A 17611-nucleotide genomic window follows, 5' to 3' on the forward strand; every position below is an offset into this window, starting at 1 on the left:
CCTCTGTCGCTGGGCAACCTAGGGCACCCCACTGGCTGACACCAAGCGAGGACAGCCCAAAACGGCCCCAACCCGATACGGTTCACAGCGGACAGAAGCTCAGGACAGCCCCCATGCGCGCTGTCCCCATGGGCAGGGATGCGGAATAATCGGCTACCGGTCGGGAGGAGAGAGTTCGTCGATATGGGAAAGAATGTCAGACAATGCACCCGTTGCCCGGGAAGTTCCTCCTGCTGGTCAATCCTTGACAATGACGGCGGCTGAAGTTGCCGGGGAATACTTGGTCGACTTGGCCGAGCGATTGACGATCGGTTGTGATCCAGGGTCCATTCGCGCCGTGGTGGAGCGTGTCCGTGGAGGACAGCTGGATGCGCTAGGGGCGGATGGGCGCCGAGCCAGCGTGCTGACCAGCTCGGGTATTCCGTTCGAAGCCAGTGTGTCCGGTGGCCGAGGGCAGATCACCCCGGTCATTCGCTATGTCACCGCAACCGCGACACCGGAGGCGGATTTCGGCTCGCGCGTCTCCGCTCAACTCGCCGCGATCCGGGATCTCGTCGCATGGCTGCCGAACGGAGTCCAGACAGTGGCCGACATGTTTCAGTGCTTTGTCACGACGCTATATCCCGATACCTCCGAGCTGCCGCGGTGGCGGCATCGTTCCCCCACCTGGATAGGGGCTGTTCATCATGCCGCAGCGCCACGTCATGTAGCGCGCCTCAAGGTGTACGGGGGTCCACCGACGGGGCCGGGCGGGCTGTACCGGGTGTGCAGTGCATTGCCCGGGTTCGCCGGGTTGGCGTCGGTACCCGACCATGAGAAGCTCATCAAGCCTGTTGGTGCTGCGATCGAGGTAGACGCGCACGGCGAGGTGAACCACAAGATCTACCTGAAGGCCCGATACAACGACGTTGCGGTGCCGATGAAACTGGTCCGCTACTTCGGCGCCCCGGCATGGGAGGCGCTGTCCGAGCTTGCTCGGTGTGGTGTCGACGCAGCCGAGCTTCACCGGCATGACTTCTTCGTCTGCTGTGCACGCGGTCAAGGTGCCCCTGTCTTCGCACTTCACCTGGTCGCCCGCCGCCGCGACGATTTGACCGGGCTCGCACGCGAACTCGCGTCCCGGCACCACGGCACGACCCATGGCGTCGATGCCCTTGCCCTGGCAGCAGAATCAGTAGGAGCCAGCTGGCGCTACTCGGCAGTGGGACTGGGCTTCTCCGCCGACCACGGGATAGATAGACTCAACGTCTACGGCATACCCACATGGAGTGCCGCGTGATACGGGATCGGATGCTCCAGCCGCTCAGACCTGGGGTGGCGAAACAGGTGGCGGACCGGCAGGCTGTGCTGTGCTCCCGGTCGGCGGCGGTGGCGCCGCGGATGCAGGGTCGCCACCGGCGGCGCCGTCCAAACCGCTCGGGTGGATGTAGCCGGTGAAGTTCCCGTACTTTTCCTTCAGCGGGGGGTTGTTTGGATCCAAGGGAACGAGATGGCCGTTGTCCAGGACAAACAGTCCATTCTGGTCCTTCACGATCAGCGCACTGTGCCTTTCCCACTGCAGAATATCGCCCGTCTTCAGCTCGCCAGGACCATTGACCACCGCGGGCGGATGATCCGCTGTCAGCTCACCGGCAGTTCCCCGATACGCGGATATCGCATCCATCGCGACGTTCTGCACCTGCTTTTGCAGAGCCTCTGCCACAGGCTGCGGCGCCTTGACGGTCGTATTGTCGATCGGCACATCCACCATCGCGCCCGGTGTCGTCACCGGCGGCGGGGTACCTGCGTAGGTCGGCGCTGTCACGCCCGGAGGAGGCGTCTGAACACCGGGGTCGGTAGTGGCCGCGGGCGCGGTGCTGTTCTGCTCGTCCTCGCGTGGGGGGACCTCTCGCGAATCCCGATCGTCGTGGCCACTGTCATCGCGGGCAGGACGGTTACCTTGGTTCGCCATCTGCCCCAGAGCCGACATCATCGCCATTTGGCTCAGTGCGCCGGCGCCACTGTCATAGCTGGCGGGAGTCGAGGTGTTGCTGGTTGTCATGCCGGTCCCCGAGCCGATTCCAGAGTCCTGCGCCGCCGAGATCAGAGAACTGAGATCCGCGCCCGACGGGGTACCGCTACCAGTGCTGTCGAGACCGGACTGGACATCGCCCAGAGAGGTACTGTCCAGCGAGTCAGCGGTGTCCACAGACCCCCCGAGCAAATCGTCGTACATGGAGCTGAAATCCTCATCCAGCAAACCGGCTTCTGCGGTGGAAGCGTCCTGAACCGGTAACGGAAAACCACCGTCCTGGACCGGGTAAGAAGAACCGCCATCGTCGCCGGTATCGCCGCTGTCACCGCCATCGCCGCTGTCACCGCCATCGTCGCCGGTATCGCCGCTGTCACCGCCATCGCCGCTGTCACCGCCATCGCCGCTGTCACCGCCATCGTCGCCGGTATCGCCGCTGTCGATCTGATCGGCGTGTTTCTGGAACTGCTCGGTTGCTTCTGCGTACTTCCTCTCCCAATCCTCGGCAGCCTCGTCGATGTACCTGACGAAGTACCTCTGTTCCGCGTCGGCGGTCAGGTAGAACTTGCCGAAGTTGTTGCTGTTCTCGTCCGCACTCATGTCGTAGACGGCAACCTGCGTTTCGGAAGTGGGAGGCCCTCCAGACGACCCTGCCATGATCTCGTCGCCCCTCCGGGTGGCGTCCGGAAACTCGAACTTCAGCCTCTCGTTGAGATTGTCCTTGATTTCCTTGAGCTGCGTGTAGACGTCGGAGCCCGTTATCTCGGTGTCCATGGTGGTGATTCGGACGCCCCCGTCCTCACCGGTGTGCTCGTTCTGCCGGTCGGTCAGCCGGGTATTCAGGGCATCATGATCACTTCTGATCTGTGACCAACCGTCCACGTCCGTGACCAGTTCTCCGTCGAGCAGGGTGGTGAAGTCGGGTGCGGCCTCCGGATTACCGATGCCGAGTGTGTCGAATCCCCACTGCATAGTGAACTGGGTATCCAAGATCAGCGATATCAGCGACTTACTGGCCCCCCGTGGTATCCAGAGAGTGGCGTCTTCCCCGTGTTCTCCCTCGCCGGGACCAAGCCCGGACCACTGCCCGGTATCGCCAGCGAACTGCGGCTCCCTCTCGGCCTCGACGACCGCTGAAGGGTCGCCGGCTGCGAGCGAGTTGATGATCTGCCGGTATTTGTCATCATCGTCGAGGCCCTGGGCCTGAGCTGTCTCAGCGAGTGTTTCCCTTCGCGTGTGACTCAGTCTTTCGAATGCCTCCTGGAATTCGGTTGCATTCAGGTCGGCCAGCGCATCCAACGATTCTCTGGCTTGGTCGTCCTGAAATCCCTCCCCATCGTCCCCCCAGAAGGAATCCTCGTAGTGCCCGTCGATCAAATCGACAGTGTCGTCCACCTTGCTCACTAAACTCTCCTCCGCACGCCGGAGCCCTGAGACTCCGCGGGACCGTTCCGCATTTCAGTGATGGACCGGGGAGCCCCGCCGAAGCTGATGGAACTGACGCCGACGGGACCAGCACCAGAGGAAGGGAGTCCAACACGGTGGGCGTCCTGGGCGTCCGGGACCGCCGTAGTTGTGCCGATTGCCTTCGTCGCTGGCTCCGCCGCCACACGCGCTGCCGTTGGGAGCAGCGGGTGCTCAACTATCTGGCCATAGGAGTAGTACGCATCGCGCAGAGTCTGCCGACCCGGTTCGCCCGCAGCGAGCAACAGCAGCAGTTCGTCGGCGCGGCGCTCGAAAACCATGCCGCGCAGGGCTTCCGCCCCCGATACCTCCACGCGGGCAGCGACGCGAGGGTGAGATATATTCGCCCTTCGCGACCGTATTGCCGACGCCGCCACGTCATCGGCGGTGCGCAGCTGGTCCCACCAGCTCGCCGGGACAGACAGACCGGCGTGCAGTGCATCAAGTATTCGTTGCCGCCGAACGCGGCGCGCGGAGATCTCCCCGTCGATGACAGCGACGGAGGTGCGGACCCGCGCATCCGCGGCTCGCGCCAGCTCGAGACATTTCACCCGAATTTCCGACTCAGCCACCGTCGCCGCCTGGCGCAGCAACTCCTTCGAGCCGGCCAGCGTGAGCCGGTCGACCAGTCCGACCCCGGGCGCGGTGAGGTCCACGGAGGCCTCGGCGGCGGACACCCCGTGCTCGACGGCGACATCACTGCCAAGAGCCGCGCGCAGGCCATCGGGAACCGCCGCGGACGACACCAGGGCGCTGATCCTGACTCTTCTGCGACGTCCAACCATCAAACCGAACTCGGCCAGTATCCGAGCCGGGTCGGTGGTGCCTTCCAATACCGCGATCGCCCCGCGCCCCGCGGTGCCGAGGACCGAGTCCCACCTCCACGGGAGGACAACCTCCGACGGCAGAAACAGTCCCGGAGGCAGCCAGCCGCGGCCCTCGCTCGAGGTCAGCACAACGATGGGTCCGACGGGGGTCCGCCCTACCGCCACCGCAAAGTCCAGACCAGACGCCGAATCCGCTACGGCGGCAAGGATCGCGGCGAGCAGCGTGCGAGCGAGCACCAAATCCTGCTCGACCTGCTGACCCACCACCAACGAAGGCAGCGCCCGCCTGCTCTCGGCCGCATGGACCGCTGACACGAACGGGCCCGTCACCAGAGGTGCTGGCATCCCGCTGTCCATGCCCGCAGCACTGGCAACGGCCTGCGCCGCGAACGGGACCACCGACAAGGGCGCACCTATCCCACCGACCGGGCCTGCAACGCTGTTTTGGTCGGCGGCCATGCCCGCGACGTTGTCCGCATCGGCGGCGGAAGTCGCGCGTATGTCCGCTGGGCCGGAGTGTGGTCTGTCAACCGGTGGTGGCACAGTCCCGATCGACGCTGCGGCGGCTGCGGCATCGTAGGTCCGTGGCGTATATGCGGCAGATGCGGCATCGTAGTTCCGTGGCGTGGATGCGGCCGGCGCCAGGGGTATCTGGTGGGAGCGGCCGGTCTCGCTGGGAATACCTGGAGGGCCTGGGACGGCGGCAGGAGGCTCCCCCAACCGTGTGCCGTTCACCGGCGGCGCGGGATCCGTGGATGCACCGGGCGCCGGACCGACTCGGTGGTCTTTGTCGTCGAAACCACCCGCCCGGGTGATCTGGCTCCCGCCGGACCGATCGGCATCTTCCAGCGATTGTGCCGAAGCGATCAATTCATCTCGCGTCCGCAAATGGTTAGCGGCGAGACGTTTCGCCTTGGCGTGGCGTCTGTCGTAGTAGTCCATCAGAGCAGCCCGCACCGGCTCGGCGATCGTGCCATGCTTGGATGGGAATTCGGCGAGCCAAGCATGCGGGATTTCACCCCATTTCCGGATGTTCGCGGCGACCCGCTCGTGCTTCTCGGCAATTCTGCGCAGATTGTCCGGATCAACATCCAGGTATTCAGACATGCTCGATTCATCCTTCGGCCGACTATTTCAGATTTATGGTTCCGCCTTCCCCGAATTGGGAAGCTGATGGTCGCCCTCCGCCCGCCATTCCCCCATGACTTCCGCGAGCGGTCGCGGCAGATTGCCGGTGCCGTTCATGGCAATGTTGTACTGCCGCCGCGCGTCCTCGGTGCTTTCCGTGATAGCGGCCAAGATTTCGGCGGCCAGTTCCCCATTGCCGAATCGGCCGCAGGTTCCCGGCGCCAGATACAGATCCCGCAGCCGCCCCCTCGCGTCGATCTCGGGAATAACCAACCCACTTGGTGACGGGCGACGCGCAACAATCTCATCGGCCCGTTCACGCATACCCGCGACGCGGCGCCGTAATTCCCGCGCCATGCCGAGTGCGGCGCGCACGTCGGGGTGCATTTCCCTCATAGGACCTCAATTCTTGGAAGGGATTCTCGTCATCATCAACGCGACTTCTGATGCGGGTAGCGCCACCCGCCGGATGTGAGGTAATCCATGCACCCAGGCTGCTACACCACGCGTCGGTCAGGATGCTGGTAATTCATACTACGTGCTCCGATATGGTCAGCTGCCTGATTTCTAATCATAGGACAGTTTGCACGATTCAGTTTCACTCAACAATAGCCTCAGTTATCCCTGGATCAACAGACCATAGGTTGGCCGGGACCCCCTTTGCATCGGGTTATCGGGCCGTTCCGATGTAGAACCTGCTTACAGGGTTTTTCGCGCAACAACGTGCATAGCCGACATCGCCGGGGAGACGCTGCCTGAACGATCGTGCGCTGGGACCCGCGTCGCGACCTGATTCGGCCCATTGCGGGTTTGCCGCTCCGTTGGAGCGAAGAAGGCCCCAGCCGGTCCGCGACGAGGTGCAGTCGTCGCGGTCGTTGTCCGCAGCGTCGTGGCGCGGCAAACACGCACATACCTGGCCCGGAGCGCATCGTAGATACTGTGCCAGGCAATGGATTTCGCGTACCGCCGGTATGCGCCGCAGGTTGCCTCCGTGGGCGAGGAAAGTCACGGCAGTCGCTCCCTACGAGCCTTGCGCGCAGTCGTGCCCGGCGTGTGCTTGGAACCACATGCCGAACAACTTCCGGGTTCCCAGACCCTGGCTTTGACCTACAGCCGCGCCCGGCAGCGGTAGGTCAAAGCGACAGGCCAGACTGGACTACGGTGAACAGCGGCCAGTGCACGGCCGATACCGGTGCGGCTGTCTTGTTCGGTCTGTACGATCGATCGGCCGCGTCGATCAATTCGTCAGATTCGCTGCGCTTCGAGTGCCAGGATGGGCATGAGCATCAGGCCCGCCTCAGTGAATTCCGGGTGGAAGTCGTGCTCTGCGAACCGGTTCAGCAACAGCTCGGGTGGCTTGAAGCCCTCCATATGACCGGGCCGCAACCCGATGATAGACCAGTCCGGTGCCGCGAACGTCGCACGCAATTCCTCCTCCGAAATTGAATATAGTCCGGATGTCTCGATGCGATCGTCGAAGTTCGCAGAGAATTGAATCAATCGGCCGCCGGGTTTGAGTACCCGGACCAATGCGGCCACATGCGCCGCGCGCTGCACTGGGTCCAAGCAATGATAGAGCTGACTGCTGACAACTGTGTCGAATCGGCCATCGTAACCGTGCAGGACGGTTGCATCGGCAGTGTCGAAGGTCAGCGATACTCCCCGCTCGGCAGCGCGGTCGCGGGCCTGTTCGACGGCGGTGGCCGCGATGTCGAGGCCGGTCACCTGATATCCCAGACCCGCCAAATACGTGGCGGTATCGCCCGGCCCGCAACCGATATCGAGCACTTCGCCGGAGATGCTGCCGGACTTCTCGAACTCCACGAGCAACGGTTGTGGCCTGCCGATGTCCCACGGTACCCGATCGAAAGCCATACCCTCGATGGGTACCGCGCCGCCGTAGACAAGGTCGAAATCTACCCCTTTTGATTCGTTCCCTGTCGCTTCCTTGCTATCAGCCATAGTCCTGTCCTTTCTCACAACGGCCGCCGTCCGCGGCCGAGTCCAATATTTGACTTCCTTTTCAAGCCAATATGTTTCAGACACACCACAGAAGGGTCGGCCAGTCGATGTGACAACCCGTGATCTGCCGGATAGGCCCGGGTTCCTCTCGATATTCAGCGCAACGCCGATTCAAGCGAATCGGTGCTGCACGACCTCGTCGGCATCGAGCGCATCTTCGGGTAGACGAGAGTCATCCGAACCGAGTGGCACAAACCGAGGCGGAAAGAGGTCGAACCCGTTGCTGCGCAAGAACACTCGGAAAACTTGACGGGCGGGCCACCGGCGGCCTATGCCGCTGAGATGAGTGAGCCGTAGTCGGTGTCGCCTCGCGGCCGAGGTAAGTGGCGCGATCAGCTGCGGAACGTGTCAGCGTGGTCGGCAGCCCACTCGGCAAAGGTGATCCCGGGTCGACCGAGTATCGCCTCGACCTCGCCGGAGACCAGACCCGATTGCCCGTAGGATTCGGCTTGCATTGTGAGGAAGCCCTCGGCGAGCGGCGCCGGCATGCCGGCACGGATCATTGCTTGTGCGGCACCCTCGCGCGTGATCTCGTCGAACTGCAGACGTCGGCCGATCGCTGCTCCGATCTCGGACACCATCTGCGGCTGAGTCAGTGACTGCGGTCCGGTAAGCACCGGTCGTCGACCGACCAGGTCGTCGGTAAGCAGGGCGTGCGCGCCGACCGCTGCGATATCGCGTTCGTGAATCGGCGCCCAGGCCGATTCCGCGTACGGGCCGCGGACGACATTCCCGGCCCGGATCTGCGCGGCCCACAGTGCGATCAGGTTGATGGCGTAAGCGCCGGACCGCAACGCTACCCACTCGAGGCCGGAGTCGATAGCGGCGGCCTCGACTTCTTTGTTGTATTCCCCTCGCAGGCGCGACGGTTGCCGTGCGAGATCGAACTCGACGTTGAGTGCCGACATCGTCACTACTCGTTTCACTCCCCGGTCCCGGGCGAGGGTCATCAGCTCGACGGCCGACTCACCGATCGCCCGCGGATTCAGGAATATCGCAGTGACATCGCGCAGGGCTTCGCGCAACGTGGCTGCTTGCGACGGATCGGCTTCGACGACGTCGACGGCAGCGGGCAAGCGCGCGGTCTTCGCATCGCGTGTGATGGCACGCACGTCGGCGCCTGCTTGTTCGAGCATGCCGACGAGCGGTCGTCCTACTGTGCCGGTGGCTCCGATAATCAAGATCATGGCAATTTCCTGTCCGGTTGTTGGTGATATCCGAGGTCATGCTGCGCCGTTCCAAACACAGAGGACGCGCGTAGCGAGGCCAGGCCATGTCGACCGATAGACGTGCCCGCGCAGATGCTGGCAATAGTCCGAGGACCTTCCGGCTCACCACGTCCGAATCGTCCATTCGGTGCCGCCCCGTGGCCGGAGCCTGACTGTTCCGACGGACCGCCTTCCAATCCCCAGACGCGTCTCGACCTGCGGGAGCGTTCAGCGCTCGTTCGTTCTACAGCTTTACGCGCCAGCCCGTCAGGCCGGCTCTACTCGGAAGACCGCGATTCTGTCGGCTGCGCCTGCCACGGCATCAGGGGTCGGCGCATCAGCCAGACCGGTCGTGACGAGGCGGTTCGCCACAGAGCGAGGGCTTGTCCGGATCAGTTGACGCAGCAGCGGCGGGCGCTCTCGGATCGGGACTTCGACCAACCGTGCAGTGGAGGCTCTCCTGCCCCGGTGCAGGGTCACGCAGTCGCCGGCCTGCTCCGCTCCTCGCGCGTTCGCGACCCATGCCGCGTTGGGGAACGCCTGGAAGATGTAGCGCCCGCCGTTCACCTCAATAACGGCGATGGGGAAGGTGCGCGGCTGTCCACTGCGACGTCCCGTGACGGTGAGCAGCTGCATAGGCCCGAAGGCGACGCCGGCCCGCTGCAGCGGCGCAATGACCTTGTTGAAGATGTTGGTCATGCGGCGATAACTGTGTGACTTCACGTCAGTCCTCCGACAGATCAGGCCCATCGGCCGGTCTCCTGTGACCAGCGATAGGTGAGCAGGTGGTGCGTCGAGTCGGCGAACATCCCGTGACCCGATGCCCGCCATAGCGGCTTCGCACCGAAACGTCTCGCTGTGAGACGGTTTCAATACTATATGAAATTCATATCCCTGCAACCGCATCAGACGGTGTTCGATGCGGCCACCGTGCGTCCCCGGTGCCAGGGGCGCCGGTGGCGAGTTTGACGGGCGGCCTACGGGACGGGTGGGAAGTTGGCAGGGATGCCGAATGCTCCGCCTCCGGGAGCACAGCCCAGGCGTTTCTCGGTGTCCACCAGGCGACTTCGTCTCGTCGGGGAGATGGCTGTCGGCGGCTTTCCGCTGCCGCGGTCGCGGTGTTTTCCCGTTCGCGCCCCAGGGCTGCCCGTCCTTCTTGTCGTGGTGGAACGCCACCCATTGATCCGGTATGCGTGGCAGTTGCGGCACCCAGGTCGACTGGGGCACGGCGGATTCCCGGTTCTTCGCGGAGTGGGCCAGTGCTGTCTGGGCATTCGGCCTGATGTCTTGTTCGGCGGCGGGGCGGTCCGTGCCGCCGCTCATGGTCATGGTGTCGTCACCAACTGGTGCTACATGTTCGACGCGCAGGTCGACGGTCGCTGCATGCGCTTTGTCGTGCCCCTCGGCGACGGCCTCGTCCCCGGCGGTGGATTGCTGCCCATTGCGTCGATCGAAGCTCACTCCGGTGGATTCGTGTGAAGCCGACCCGAACGAGACGTGGCCGTGGGTCCCTGATGCCTCCGCTCCGTCCGCAGTCGTGCCGAGGAGCCTGCCCGCGTTCCGGTCATAACCCGCCGTGTGCGCTAGCGCATCGCCGATCTTCCGACCTCCGCCCGCGTAGTGTCCGCGCAACCCGACCGCAGATATCCGGTCGGCCCCAGAAATGAGAGGTGACGCGATCAATCGGCGGACGATCTCAGCCATCCATGTCATCAAACCTCCTCCAGCACCGAACTCGCCGCATATGCCTCCATCCTCGATAGCCTCGCGCACTCGACAGCCCGCCAACCAATTACCGGTCGACACCCGCCAGCCACCCGATTCGACTCAACCGCACTCCCCAACTCCCGCGAGCCGATGGTCCGTGGTGTCACCGTTTGCCCCGGCTGCGGACGATCGCCAGAGCCGGGACAATCAAACGTGCGATCAGCATGATCGAACCTCAAGCAGTTGAGTGGCGCTCGAATTGTGCGGCAGACGTACGCAGGATCGAGCGGAGAACGTCATTGGTCCAGATATTCGGCAACAGACCCGGCCTCAACCGTCCTTCGGAGAAACCCGGGAGGGCCTCAGGAAATACGATGCGCCGGGCCACGCCGCCGAGCAGCCAGCCGCGCGTGCACGACCCACCCGCCCGGCAGGATCAGCTCAGTTGACTCGGTCAATTGTGTGGCGTCCAGGTTGCGCAATATATCGGATCCAAAAGGATCGCAGATCACGCTATCGATGCCGCTATCTATTGACTTGCCAAACATTTTCTGTAATCGGCCCGAGCCGAATCGTAACACCGCTTTCTCGCATCGATGTTATCGTACTTTTCATCACAGATATCGATCAATTTCTTATACATGATATCGCAATTTTTGCTCGCAGTCCGGGTTTCATAATGGTGAACCGGCTGCACACCTTCGGCCATAACCGAACCGGATCCGAGGCCCGCAGCAGCACTCGATAAAGTAGCCGCAACGACCACCATTAGCAGTTTACGCATTCTTTGATCTCCTATGAACTGATACAAAATCGAAATCTGCATAACTCGTTGGGCGGATCGAGTTTTCTGACCAGACAAATTCGCATCAGGCGTGCGATCTGCGACAGTGCTCATTACGACTCCCGTCCCTTACCGACGGCAATGCCGAAGAAGTCGCTGACCAGGTATACCGAATTCGGTCTCTCTTACGAACCATCAATCCGCCTTCGGAAATACCACTGCGTTCGTGTCGAACCGCCTTGGGATGAGAACGTCTTTGACCGCTGTCGCGAGTTCGCTCAGCTCGCAACTCCTCGTCCGCCTCCGACTGAACCCTTCACCAGGTTTGATTGCGACACACCCTTCTGCCCGCAGGATGCGCACTATGAGCAGTCCGCGCGGGCCACCGGAAGCCCGCTGCGACCTCCAGCGCATAACATCGGTGCACAAACTGATCGAACACCCATTTTGCATTCGAACTCGAGGATCAACCATTACGCGGTTTGTCCTTCGGTTTGTACAACCTACGTTCCCTCGGAACCACCCGTATTGCTCGCAGACGCAGCGGCCCGATCGGCCGAAATCACCAGGACGAGATTCGACGTATTCGTTTGCGCCGCGTCACCGTCCTTACGCATTGGCGAACTGCGCTACAGCACATGGAAGCCTACGTGGCGGCTGATGACCGCGCGCCAATTCGAGCCCGTACCGGGTTACCGCGGCTTCGGCGGGTCGGATTCCGTCCTGCGAGACCCTGAAACATGCTGGTCCGACTCACCATCCGGCTCCTTCCGGGCGGCACGGTTGTCGACCGAGCGCGGCGGACGATCAGGGCGGTCTGGAGCGGACACGGTCCGCATCGCAACGGGACTTGGCGAAATTCCCTTTGACCAGGGAGTCGGCTTCCATCTTCTCTTGGTGGCTGAACGAGGGTTGAGCGATCTGCCGCTGCGTGGAGTCGCTTTCGCACCCGAGACCGACTGTAGGTCCGCCTGCCTCGCGCGCTGCCAAGGCGACGTCGGTTGCCGCATACCCTCCGAGAGCTGTGATCCCTGCCGGCCGCTCATGGTGCCCGTCGACCCATTCTGCCCGGACTCCGCCGCCGATCTGGCTTCTGGAGGCAAGGCACTTGCCGGTCCGCTTGCCCAGGATGGCGCAATCGGCCGCAGTATCTCCGCATCGTCATCGTCCTGGCTCACCGGCCGCGAATCGCCTCGTTGGCTAGGTAACGCGCCGTCCAGGTCAATTCTGTCGTGCCGGTCGTGGAAGGCGCCGGGCGCACGCGGGTGACTTTCGGGAGCTATCGAGGCAGGCGGCGGTGCGATGCTCTGCGGGCGCGGATCTTCCAGGTTTGCTCCGGTCTCGCTGGGGAGATCCGGAGCTGTACGGCTATCTATCGCCGCATGCTCGGAGTTGTTGTCGACCGAACCACCGTCCCCGGGCCTTTCCCCTGCCAATGGGTCTCCCTGGGTGGCTTCAGCAATTGTTGGATGCTTCGTCCGTGTCGCTGCGGCTGCCTCGATCGCGCGTTCAGTGGCCGTGACAACCGGCGATTCGCCGACCGCGCCGACAGGCGATCGGGTCAACGGCCGCTGGGACGGAGCGATCATGCCTCGCTCGGTTCCCGTGTCCGCATGGCTGCTGGTTGTGGTGAAGTCCAACGCCGCGACGTTCTCCGCGAAAACCGCGGAGTGCTCGAGGATCCGGTCGGCGTGCGCGTCGAGCGCCGCGGCGTAGCGCAGTACCTCATCAGGTTCGATGTACAGCGGCACCACTGTTGAGCTGTCCGGTGTGGGGACATCCAGCACGTCCTTCGCCGCACCGTAGACCGCTGGGTTGATCATCCGTTCAATTGTGTGTTCGAGCGGTTCGATCGCTTTGCTGATCACCTCGGCAGCGAGGTACGCGATCAAGGACTGCTCCATCGCGCTGACCAACCTGGTCGCGGCAGCACGAAGCGCTGTCGTCAACGCCGCAGATATACCGCCAGTCGCTGCGGTGGCTGCCATCGAGGCCGCGTAGCTCGCTGCCATCGCCGTCAGTTCCGCCAGCACGGCGATCTTCACCGCCGTGATCACATCGGCCGCGATGTCGAGTGCCTTCGCTACCGCCCGGCACGCCTGGTCGAGGTCGGCCATATGTATCGCGCTCATTCTCGCCCACGAGGCGACCAGCGCCTCATACGAATAGCCGGAATAGACCGAGCCCATATCGCGGACCACGTTAGAAGCGGACTCGTGAGTATTCTGCATGTTCGTTGCGAACGTCTGGACCTGACGTGCTAGTTCTCGCACCTGGTCTTCGTCGATGTCCGGATAGGGAACTCCGAGAAAGTTCAGAAATAGCGCCACCTCATGTGGCAAGTCGATTGCCATATCACGCGTCAGGCGCCAGCCACCGCTGGGCGACTTCCAGCTTCATCCGCGCGATTGCGCGAAAACTCGTAGCAGGAACCGCACTTTGCCCACAATGGCCGGACACCCCGGACCGTGGCACAGGTTCGCCGCCCCGGCCCGGTCGGCCACTGTATTCGGGTGAGCACCAGTCGCCCCTCGCGATGAAGTAGATCGTTGCCACCAAGCCGAATCTGATTGCTGGAGTCAACATTGGCACCGCCGGCCCCCTTCACCGGCGCGGCGGAATACGGAGGTCCGACATGACGTCATCTCGGGCAGCATATTCTCGATGCCCCACAGTCGTCGTCCGCATTGGCCGCACCACAATTGCGGCCGGGCCGACACGAAGTGGGTATGTGGGTTGCCGCGCCGCTCGCCTCCGGTCACGACCGAGGCGACGCCGCAACGACCGGCCCCCTCTCGAGATCGGACGTGACAGCACCGCTCAGCCGGCGCAGCGCCGACTCCGCCTCCGAACCGGGCGCGCCGGTGAAGACGATCAGCATCTGCTCGGAATCCTGCGGCAGCCGAGCGATCTCGTAGAACAGGGTGATGCAATCGAGCTCCGGATGGACGAAGCACAAGGTCCCGTGTGACTTCGTCCGCACCGGATGCAGATCCCACTCGCGGCGGAATTCGACACTGTGAGTGCGCAATTCGTCCACCAGCTCGGACAACTGGACATCATCGGGGTATCGCCCCGCCATCGTCCGCAGGTGCGCAACCAGTTCGCGCACCGTCACGGCCCGATCGGGAAAACGCCCACCCCCTGCAGCAGCCAGCAGGTGCAAGCGGGCAAGGTTCCGCTGCACCGGACGCCATTGACCGAAGTCCCCGAACAGCGCAGCCGCCAGGCGGTTCCAAGCCAGCACATCCAGCCGGTGCCCCACCACCAAGGCGGGCGCGGCAATCCAATCCAGCAGCTGCCGAACACCCTGCCGAACACCGAGTTCGACCGGCACAGGATCGAGCAGGTGCGGACGGGCCAGCAGGAACATGTGGGCGCGTTCGTCGCGACCGAGCCGCAACGCCGTCGCCACGGCGTCCAGCACCGCATCCGACACATTAGGCGTGCGGCCTTGTTCGAGCCGCACGTAGTAGTCGACACTCATCCCGGCCAGGTGTGCCAACTCCTCGCGACGCAACCCCTCCACGCGTCGGCGGCCACCTCCGTCGACCAGTCCGGCCTGCTCAGGGGTAATCCGAGCCCGCCGCGATTGCAGGAACTCGGTCAACGCAGATCCACGCACAGTGCACCTCACTTGACGATGAATATGCGACTCATAATACACGGTTCTCCAATTGTCACCCTAACTGGCAATAGGTCGATATCGTTGACACGAACTCGCGGAGCCGCACCTCAGTCCGGCAGAACTCTGACCGGGGCCCGCGGATCAGCAGGTCACGGTGGCTAGTTCAGCTGTCGCGGTGTCGGCGGACCCCGGCATCGATCGCCTCTTCCACCTGACCGAGAAAGTCGGCGATGAGTTGCAGATCCCGAACGTCGTACGCGCCCATCAAGTCGCGCCAGGCGCTGACCACAGGCAGGAATACCGGCGCGATCGCGGCGCTGGCTCGCTCCACCTGGAGTTCCACGACTACCCGTCGACGGTCCGCAGTGTCGCGAGTGCGAATCACGAATCCCGACCGCTCCAGCCGATCGACCACAGTGGTCACCGCGGCCGTGGTGAGCCCCGTGCGGCGCGCCAGCTCCCCAGCAGCGAGTGGTCCGCGCTGAAGCAACTGGATGCACTGCAGGTCGGTGGGATTGACTCCGATCACTCCGGCCGCGGCGTGGTTCATCTCCGCAGCGCGCTGCGTGGTGCTCCTGAGTCGATCTGAGATTTCCCTGATAACGCGAGCCCGCTCACTTGACATCCCCAAACTCCTTCGCAACTCTTATGTCTAGAACATCTACTCATCTCGAACTCATATTAACTACGGGACGCGCGTCACCTTGAGGGCGCCCCACGAGCCTTCATCTCGGAGGACGGACATGCACTATCCCAAACTCGCGACCACGTCATCGTGGACGCGCCGCATCCTGCTGCCACTCACGGTGGCGACAGCGGCGATCGCCTGCACACCACAGCCGAGCCAGGCCGACGACCGAAGCACCGTTGTCGAGAAGTACCTGGGTAAATGGAACTACACCCAGCCGGATCGCACCACGATGACCAACATCACGGTGTCGGACGCACCCGGCCGGACCCACGTACCCACGATCGGAGATCTCGTGGTGACCGCGGAGGGACCGGACCGGATCGTCGGCCGCACGGATCTCGGATGCACCTGGAGATTCAAGGCGACCGCCGCATCGCTGGAGCTGGACCCACCGGCCCAGCTGTGCCACAACCCAACTCAGAACGTCGAATACACCGTCACTCAATGGACGGTCACCGTGGACGGCGACCAGGAGAAGGAGACCATTCGCGCCAAGACTCATCGCCCCGACCGCGACTACGACTTCCTGCTGGAGAACGGCGTACGCACCAAGACCGAGGAGTACGACCCGCAGGCCGCAGAAAAGTTCACCGGCACATGGGCATACGATCCCGCAGACCCCGCCGCAGGAATCAACATGCGTGCCACGGTCCGCCCAGCACCTGACGGCACCCGTCCCATGCAACAGTCGCAGGAGCAAGGGAACGTACGGATCATGCGGGATTACGACAACAGAATCACCGCCCGAACCGACGACGGGTGCACATGGTCTCTGTTGGCACGGGGAAATACCGCCCGACTCGATCCCGCCGTCCAAACGTGCACACGGCCCACATCCACCGCGATAACCCTGCGGTCCTGGACCATCACCACCGACGGGAGACGCCAGGCCTCGATGATGACCGGAACCGACGAACAGGGCGGCAACTTCATCCTCGGCACCGGCAGCCTCACCCAGCGCTGATCGCGCGGTTACGGTGGTCGCCCGCCCCCTGGCGAGCGACCACCATCCGCGCAAGCATCACGGCGCCACTACATCTCACCCAGTGCCCAGACGAGATTCCGCCCATCCTGGCCGTTTCGGATCGCGCCACGCCGAAAGAGTCGCCGGCGCAGCCTCAGCAAGACCCGAACCGGCGAGGAGGCAATGCCCTCACAATCACAGGCTCAGGCCCATTATCGCCGCTCGTTACACCTGCACTTCGCCGATAGACAGACACCGATCCGTGCGGCACGTTAGCCGGCGGCAAGTTGGTCGGTCGCCTCTCGTCCCGCTCCCGTCGTTCGCTGCAGGAAATCTGCGATCAGTTCGAGTTGCTCATCGCTGTACTCGCCGCATAACTCGTCCATCAGGGCGTTCATGCCCGAGAAGTGCCGGAACAGTTCCCCGCTACGGTCGCGGACCGCCCGGGCAGTGACCAACCGCCGATCGGCCGAATCGCGCTCACGAACGACCCAGCCGCCACGCTCGAGCCGATCGAGAATGCCGGTCATAGTGGCCGGATGCAATCCCGCGAGCCGGGCAAGAGCACTCGGGCTCAAGCCGCCGTGGCGGTTGATGATGTCCAGGCAATCCAGATCGACGTCCTTGAGCTCGATCCGAGTGCCGACCTGGTGGTTGAGCACGGACAGCTGAACGCGCAGATCCCGCAGCGACTGCTTAACGGTCGTCACCAACCTCCGGCGCTCGCGCGCCTTACTCACCTTCGGCTCGGACTTCACGCCACCAACCCTCCAACTCATACGTAACTCCGATGATACGGCAATCGAGTCAGGCGCGGGACCCAGAGTGCGATCCCGCCAGCTGGCAACTCAGCCAACCATCGCAACGGCTCCAGTTCGATGCGCTCCAATGCGTGTCCGAGTCCGCCGATCAAGCACCAGTCGAGCCGTCGCCAACTATCGGTGCGTGTTATCCGATGATCGTGCGGTCCACTGCCTTCGCACATTGATCTTTCGAGGTCCAACCGCTGTCCACTCGATATGAGCCTGTCAGTGTGATCGGAGGCTCACGTCGGCGGGAATATGGCGCAGTCTCCGAATTTCCTGCAGTCGAGCTATTGCCCCGTCGATGGCGTTGGGCTGTATGCCTGCGTCTCCCGATGCTGCGCGCACTCGCTCGATATCGAAGTTGTCTACGG

At 63.4% G+C, this 17611-nt stretch carries 14 protein-coding genes; 3 read left to right on the plus strand and 11 right to left on the minus strand.

Features of this window, described 5'->3' with window-relative positions; genetic code table 11:
* The first annotated feature begins 400 nt into the window (after window positions 1-400).
* On the plus strand, window positions 401-1279 hold the full coding sequence (locus tag ON19_RS41765) for a hypothetical protein (protein WP_157229658.1): 879 nt from the start codon (window positions 401-403) through the stop codon (window positions 1277-1279).
* Between the two features lie 24 nt (window positions 1280-1303).
* Here the strand turns inward: ON19_RS41765 and ON19_RS11335 are convergent, their stop codons facing one another.
* The 6 genes from ON19_RS11335 to ON19_RS11360 form a co-directional block, all read right to left on the minus strand.
* Window positions 1304-3415 (minus strand): hypothetical protein, encoded by a 2112-nt coding sequence (locus ON19_RS11335; protein WP_043689932.1) that lies wholly within the window; start codon window positions 3413-3415, stop codon window positions 1304-1306.
* Window positions 3415-5409 carry a type VII secretion target gene (locus ON19_RS40105; protein WP_083899292.1) on the minus strand — a complete coding sequence of 665 codons (1995 nt, stop codon included), beginning with the start codon at window positions 5407-5409 and terminating at the stop codon, window positions 3415-3417. Before ON19_RS40105 ends, ON19_RS11335 begins: the two co-directional genes overlap by 1 nt.
* 33 nt (window positions 5410-5442) lie before the next feature.
* Entirely contained in the window at window positions 5443-5817 is a 375-nt protein-coding gene (locus ON19_RS40110; protein WP_174377688.1) for a hypothetical protein, read from the minus strand.
* Window positions 5818-6675: 858 nt separating this feature from the next.
* The gene (locus tag ON19_RS11350) at window positions 6676-7392 is read right to left on the minus strand and encodes a class I SAM-dependent methyltransferase (RefSeq protein ID WP_083899293.1); all 717 of its coding nucleotides are present in this window, start codon (window positions 7390-7392) and stop codon (window positions 6676-6678) included.
* A 392-nt stretch (window positions 7393-7784) separates the two neighbouring features.
* The gene (locus ON19_RS11355) at window positions 7785-8639 is read right to left on the minus strand and encodes an NAD(P)H-binding protein (protein ID WP_043689937.1); all 855 of its coding nucleotides are present in this window, start codon (window positions 8637-8639) and stop codon (window positions 7785-7787) included.
* A 288-nt stretch (window positions 8640-8927) separates the two neighbouring features.
* The gene (locus tag ON19_RS11360) at window positions 8928-9359 is read right to left on the minus strand and encodes a nitroreductase/quinone reductase family protein (protein WP_043689939.1); all 432 of its coding nucleotides are present in this window, start codon (window positions 9357-9359) and stop codon (window positions 8928-8930) included.
* Between the two features lie 384 nt (window positions 9360-9743).
* Between ON19_RS11360 and ON19_RS41770 the strand changes: the two genes are divergently transcribed.
* Entirely contained in the window at window positions 9744-10139 is a 396-nt protein-coding gene (locus ON19_RS41770; RefSeq protein ID WP_157229659.1) for a hypothetical protein, read from the plus strand.
* Window positions 10140-10896: 757 nt separating this feature from the next.
* Here ON19_RS41770 and ON19_RS41775 read toward each other — a convergent pair.
* The 4 genes from ON19_RS41775 to ON19_RS11380 form a co-directional block, all read right to left on the minus strand.
* On the minus strand, window positions 10897-11265 hold the full coding sequence (locus ON19_RS41775; protein ID WP_157229660.1) for a hypothetical protein: 369 nt from the start codon (window positions 11263-11265) through the stop codon (window positions 10897-10899).
* 578 nt (window positions 11266-11843) lie between these two features.
* Window positions 11844-13505 carry a WXG100-like domain-containing protein gene (locus ON19_RS38835; protein ID WP_157229661.1) on the minus strand — a complete coding sequence of 554 codons (1662 nt, stop codon included), beginning with the start codon at window positions 13503-13505 and terminating at the stop codon, window positions 11844-11846.
* A gap of 404 nt (window positions 13506-13909) precedes the next feature.
* A complete protein-coding gene (locus ON19_RS11375) occupies window positions 13910-14761 on the minus strand; it encodes a helix-turn-helix transcriptional regulator (RefSeq protein ID WP_227954840.1) in 852 nt (283 codons plus the stop codon).
* 181 nt (window positions 14762-14942) lie between these two features.
* On the minus strand, window positions 14943-15329 hold the full coding sequence (locus tag ON19_RS11380; RefSeq protein ID WP_051168746.1) for a MarR family transcriptional regulator: 387 nt from the start codon (window positions 15327-15329) through the stop codon (window positions 14943-14945).
* A 193-nt stretch (window positions 15330-15522) separates the two neighbouring features.
* Here ON19_RS11380 and ON19_RS11385 point away from each other — a divergent pair, with 193 nt between their 5' ends.
* The gene (locus tag ON19_RS11385) at window positions 15523-16434 is read left to right on the plus strand and encodes a hypothetical protein (protein WP_043689941.1); all 912 of its coding nucleotides are present in this window, start codon (window positions 15523-15525) and stop codon (window positions 16432-16434) included.
* Between the two features lie 272 nt (window positions 16435-16706).
* On the opposite strand, the gene ON19_RS11390 is transcribed toward ON19_RS11385, so the two are convergent.
* The gene (locus ON19_RS11390) at window positions 16707-17192 is read right to left on the minus strand and encodes a MarR family transcriptional regulator (protein ID WP_227954841.1); all 486 of its coding nucleotides are present in this window, start codon (window positions 17190-17192) and stop codon (window positions 16707-16709) included.
* Window positions 17193-17611: the final 419 nt, after the last annotated feature.

The sequence above is a fragment of the Nocardia abscessus NBRC 100374 genome (assembly GCF_000308455.1).
Taxonomy (GTDB): domain Bacteria; phylum Actinomycetota; class Actinomycetes; order Mycobacteriales; family Mycobacteriaceae; genus Nocardia; species Nocardia abscessus.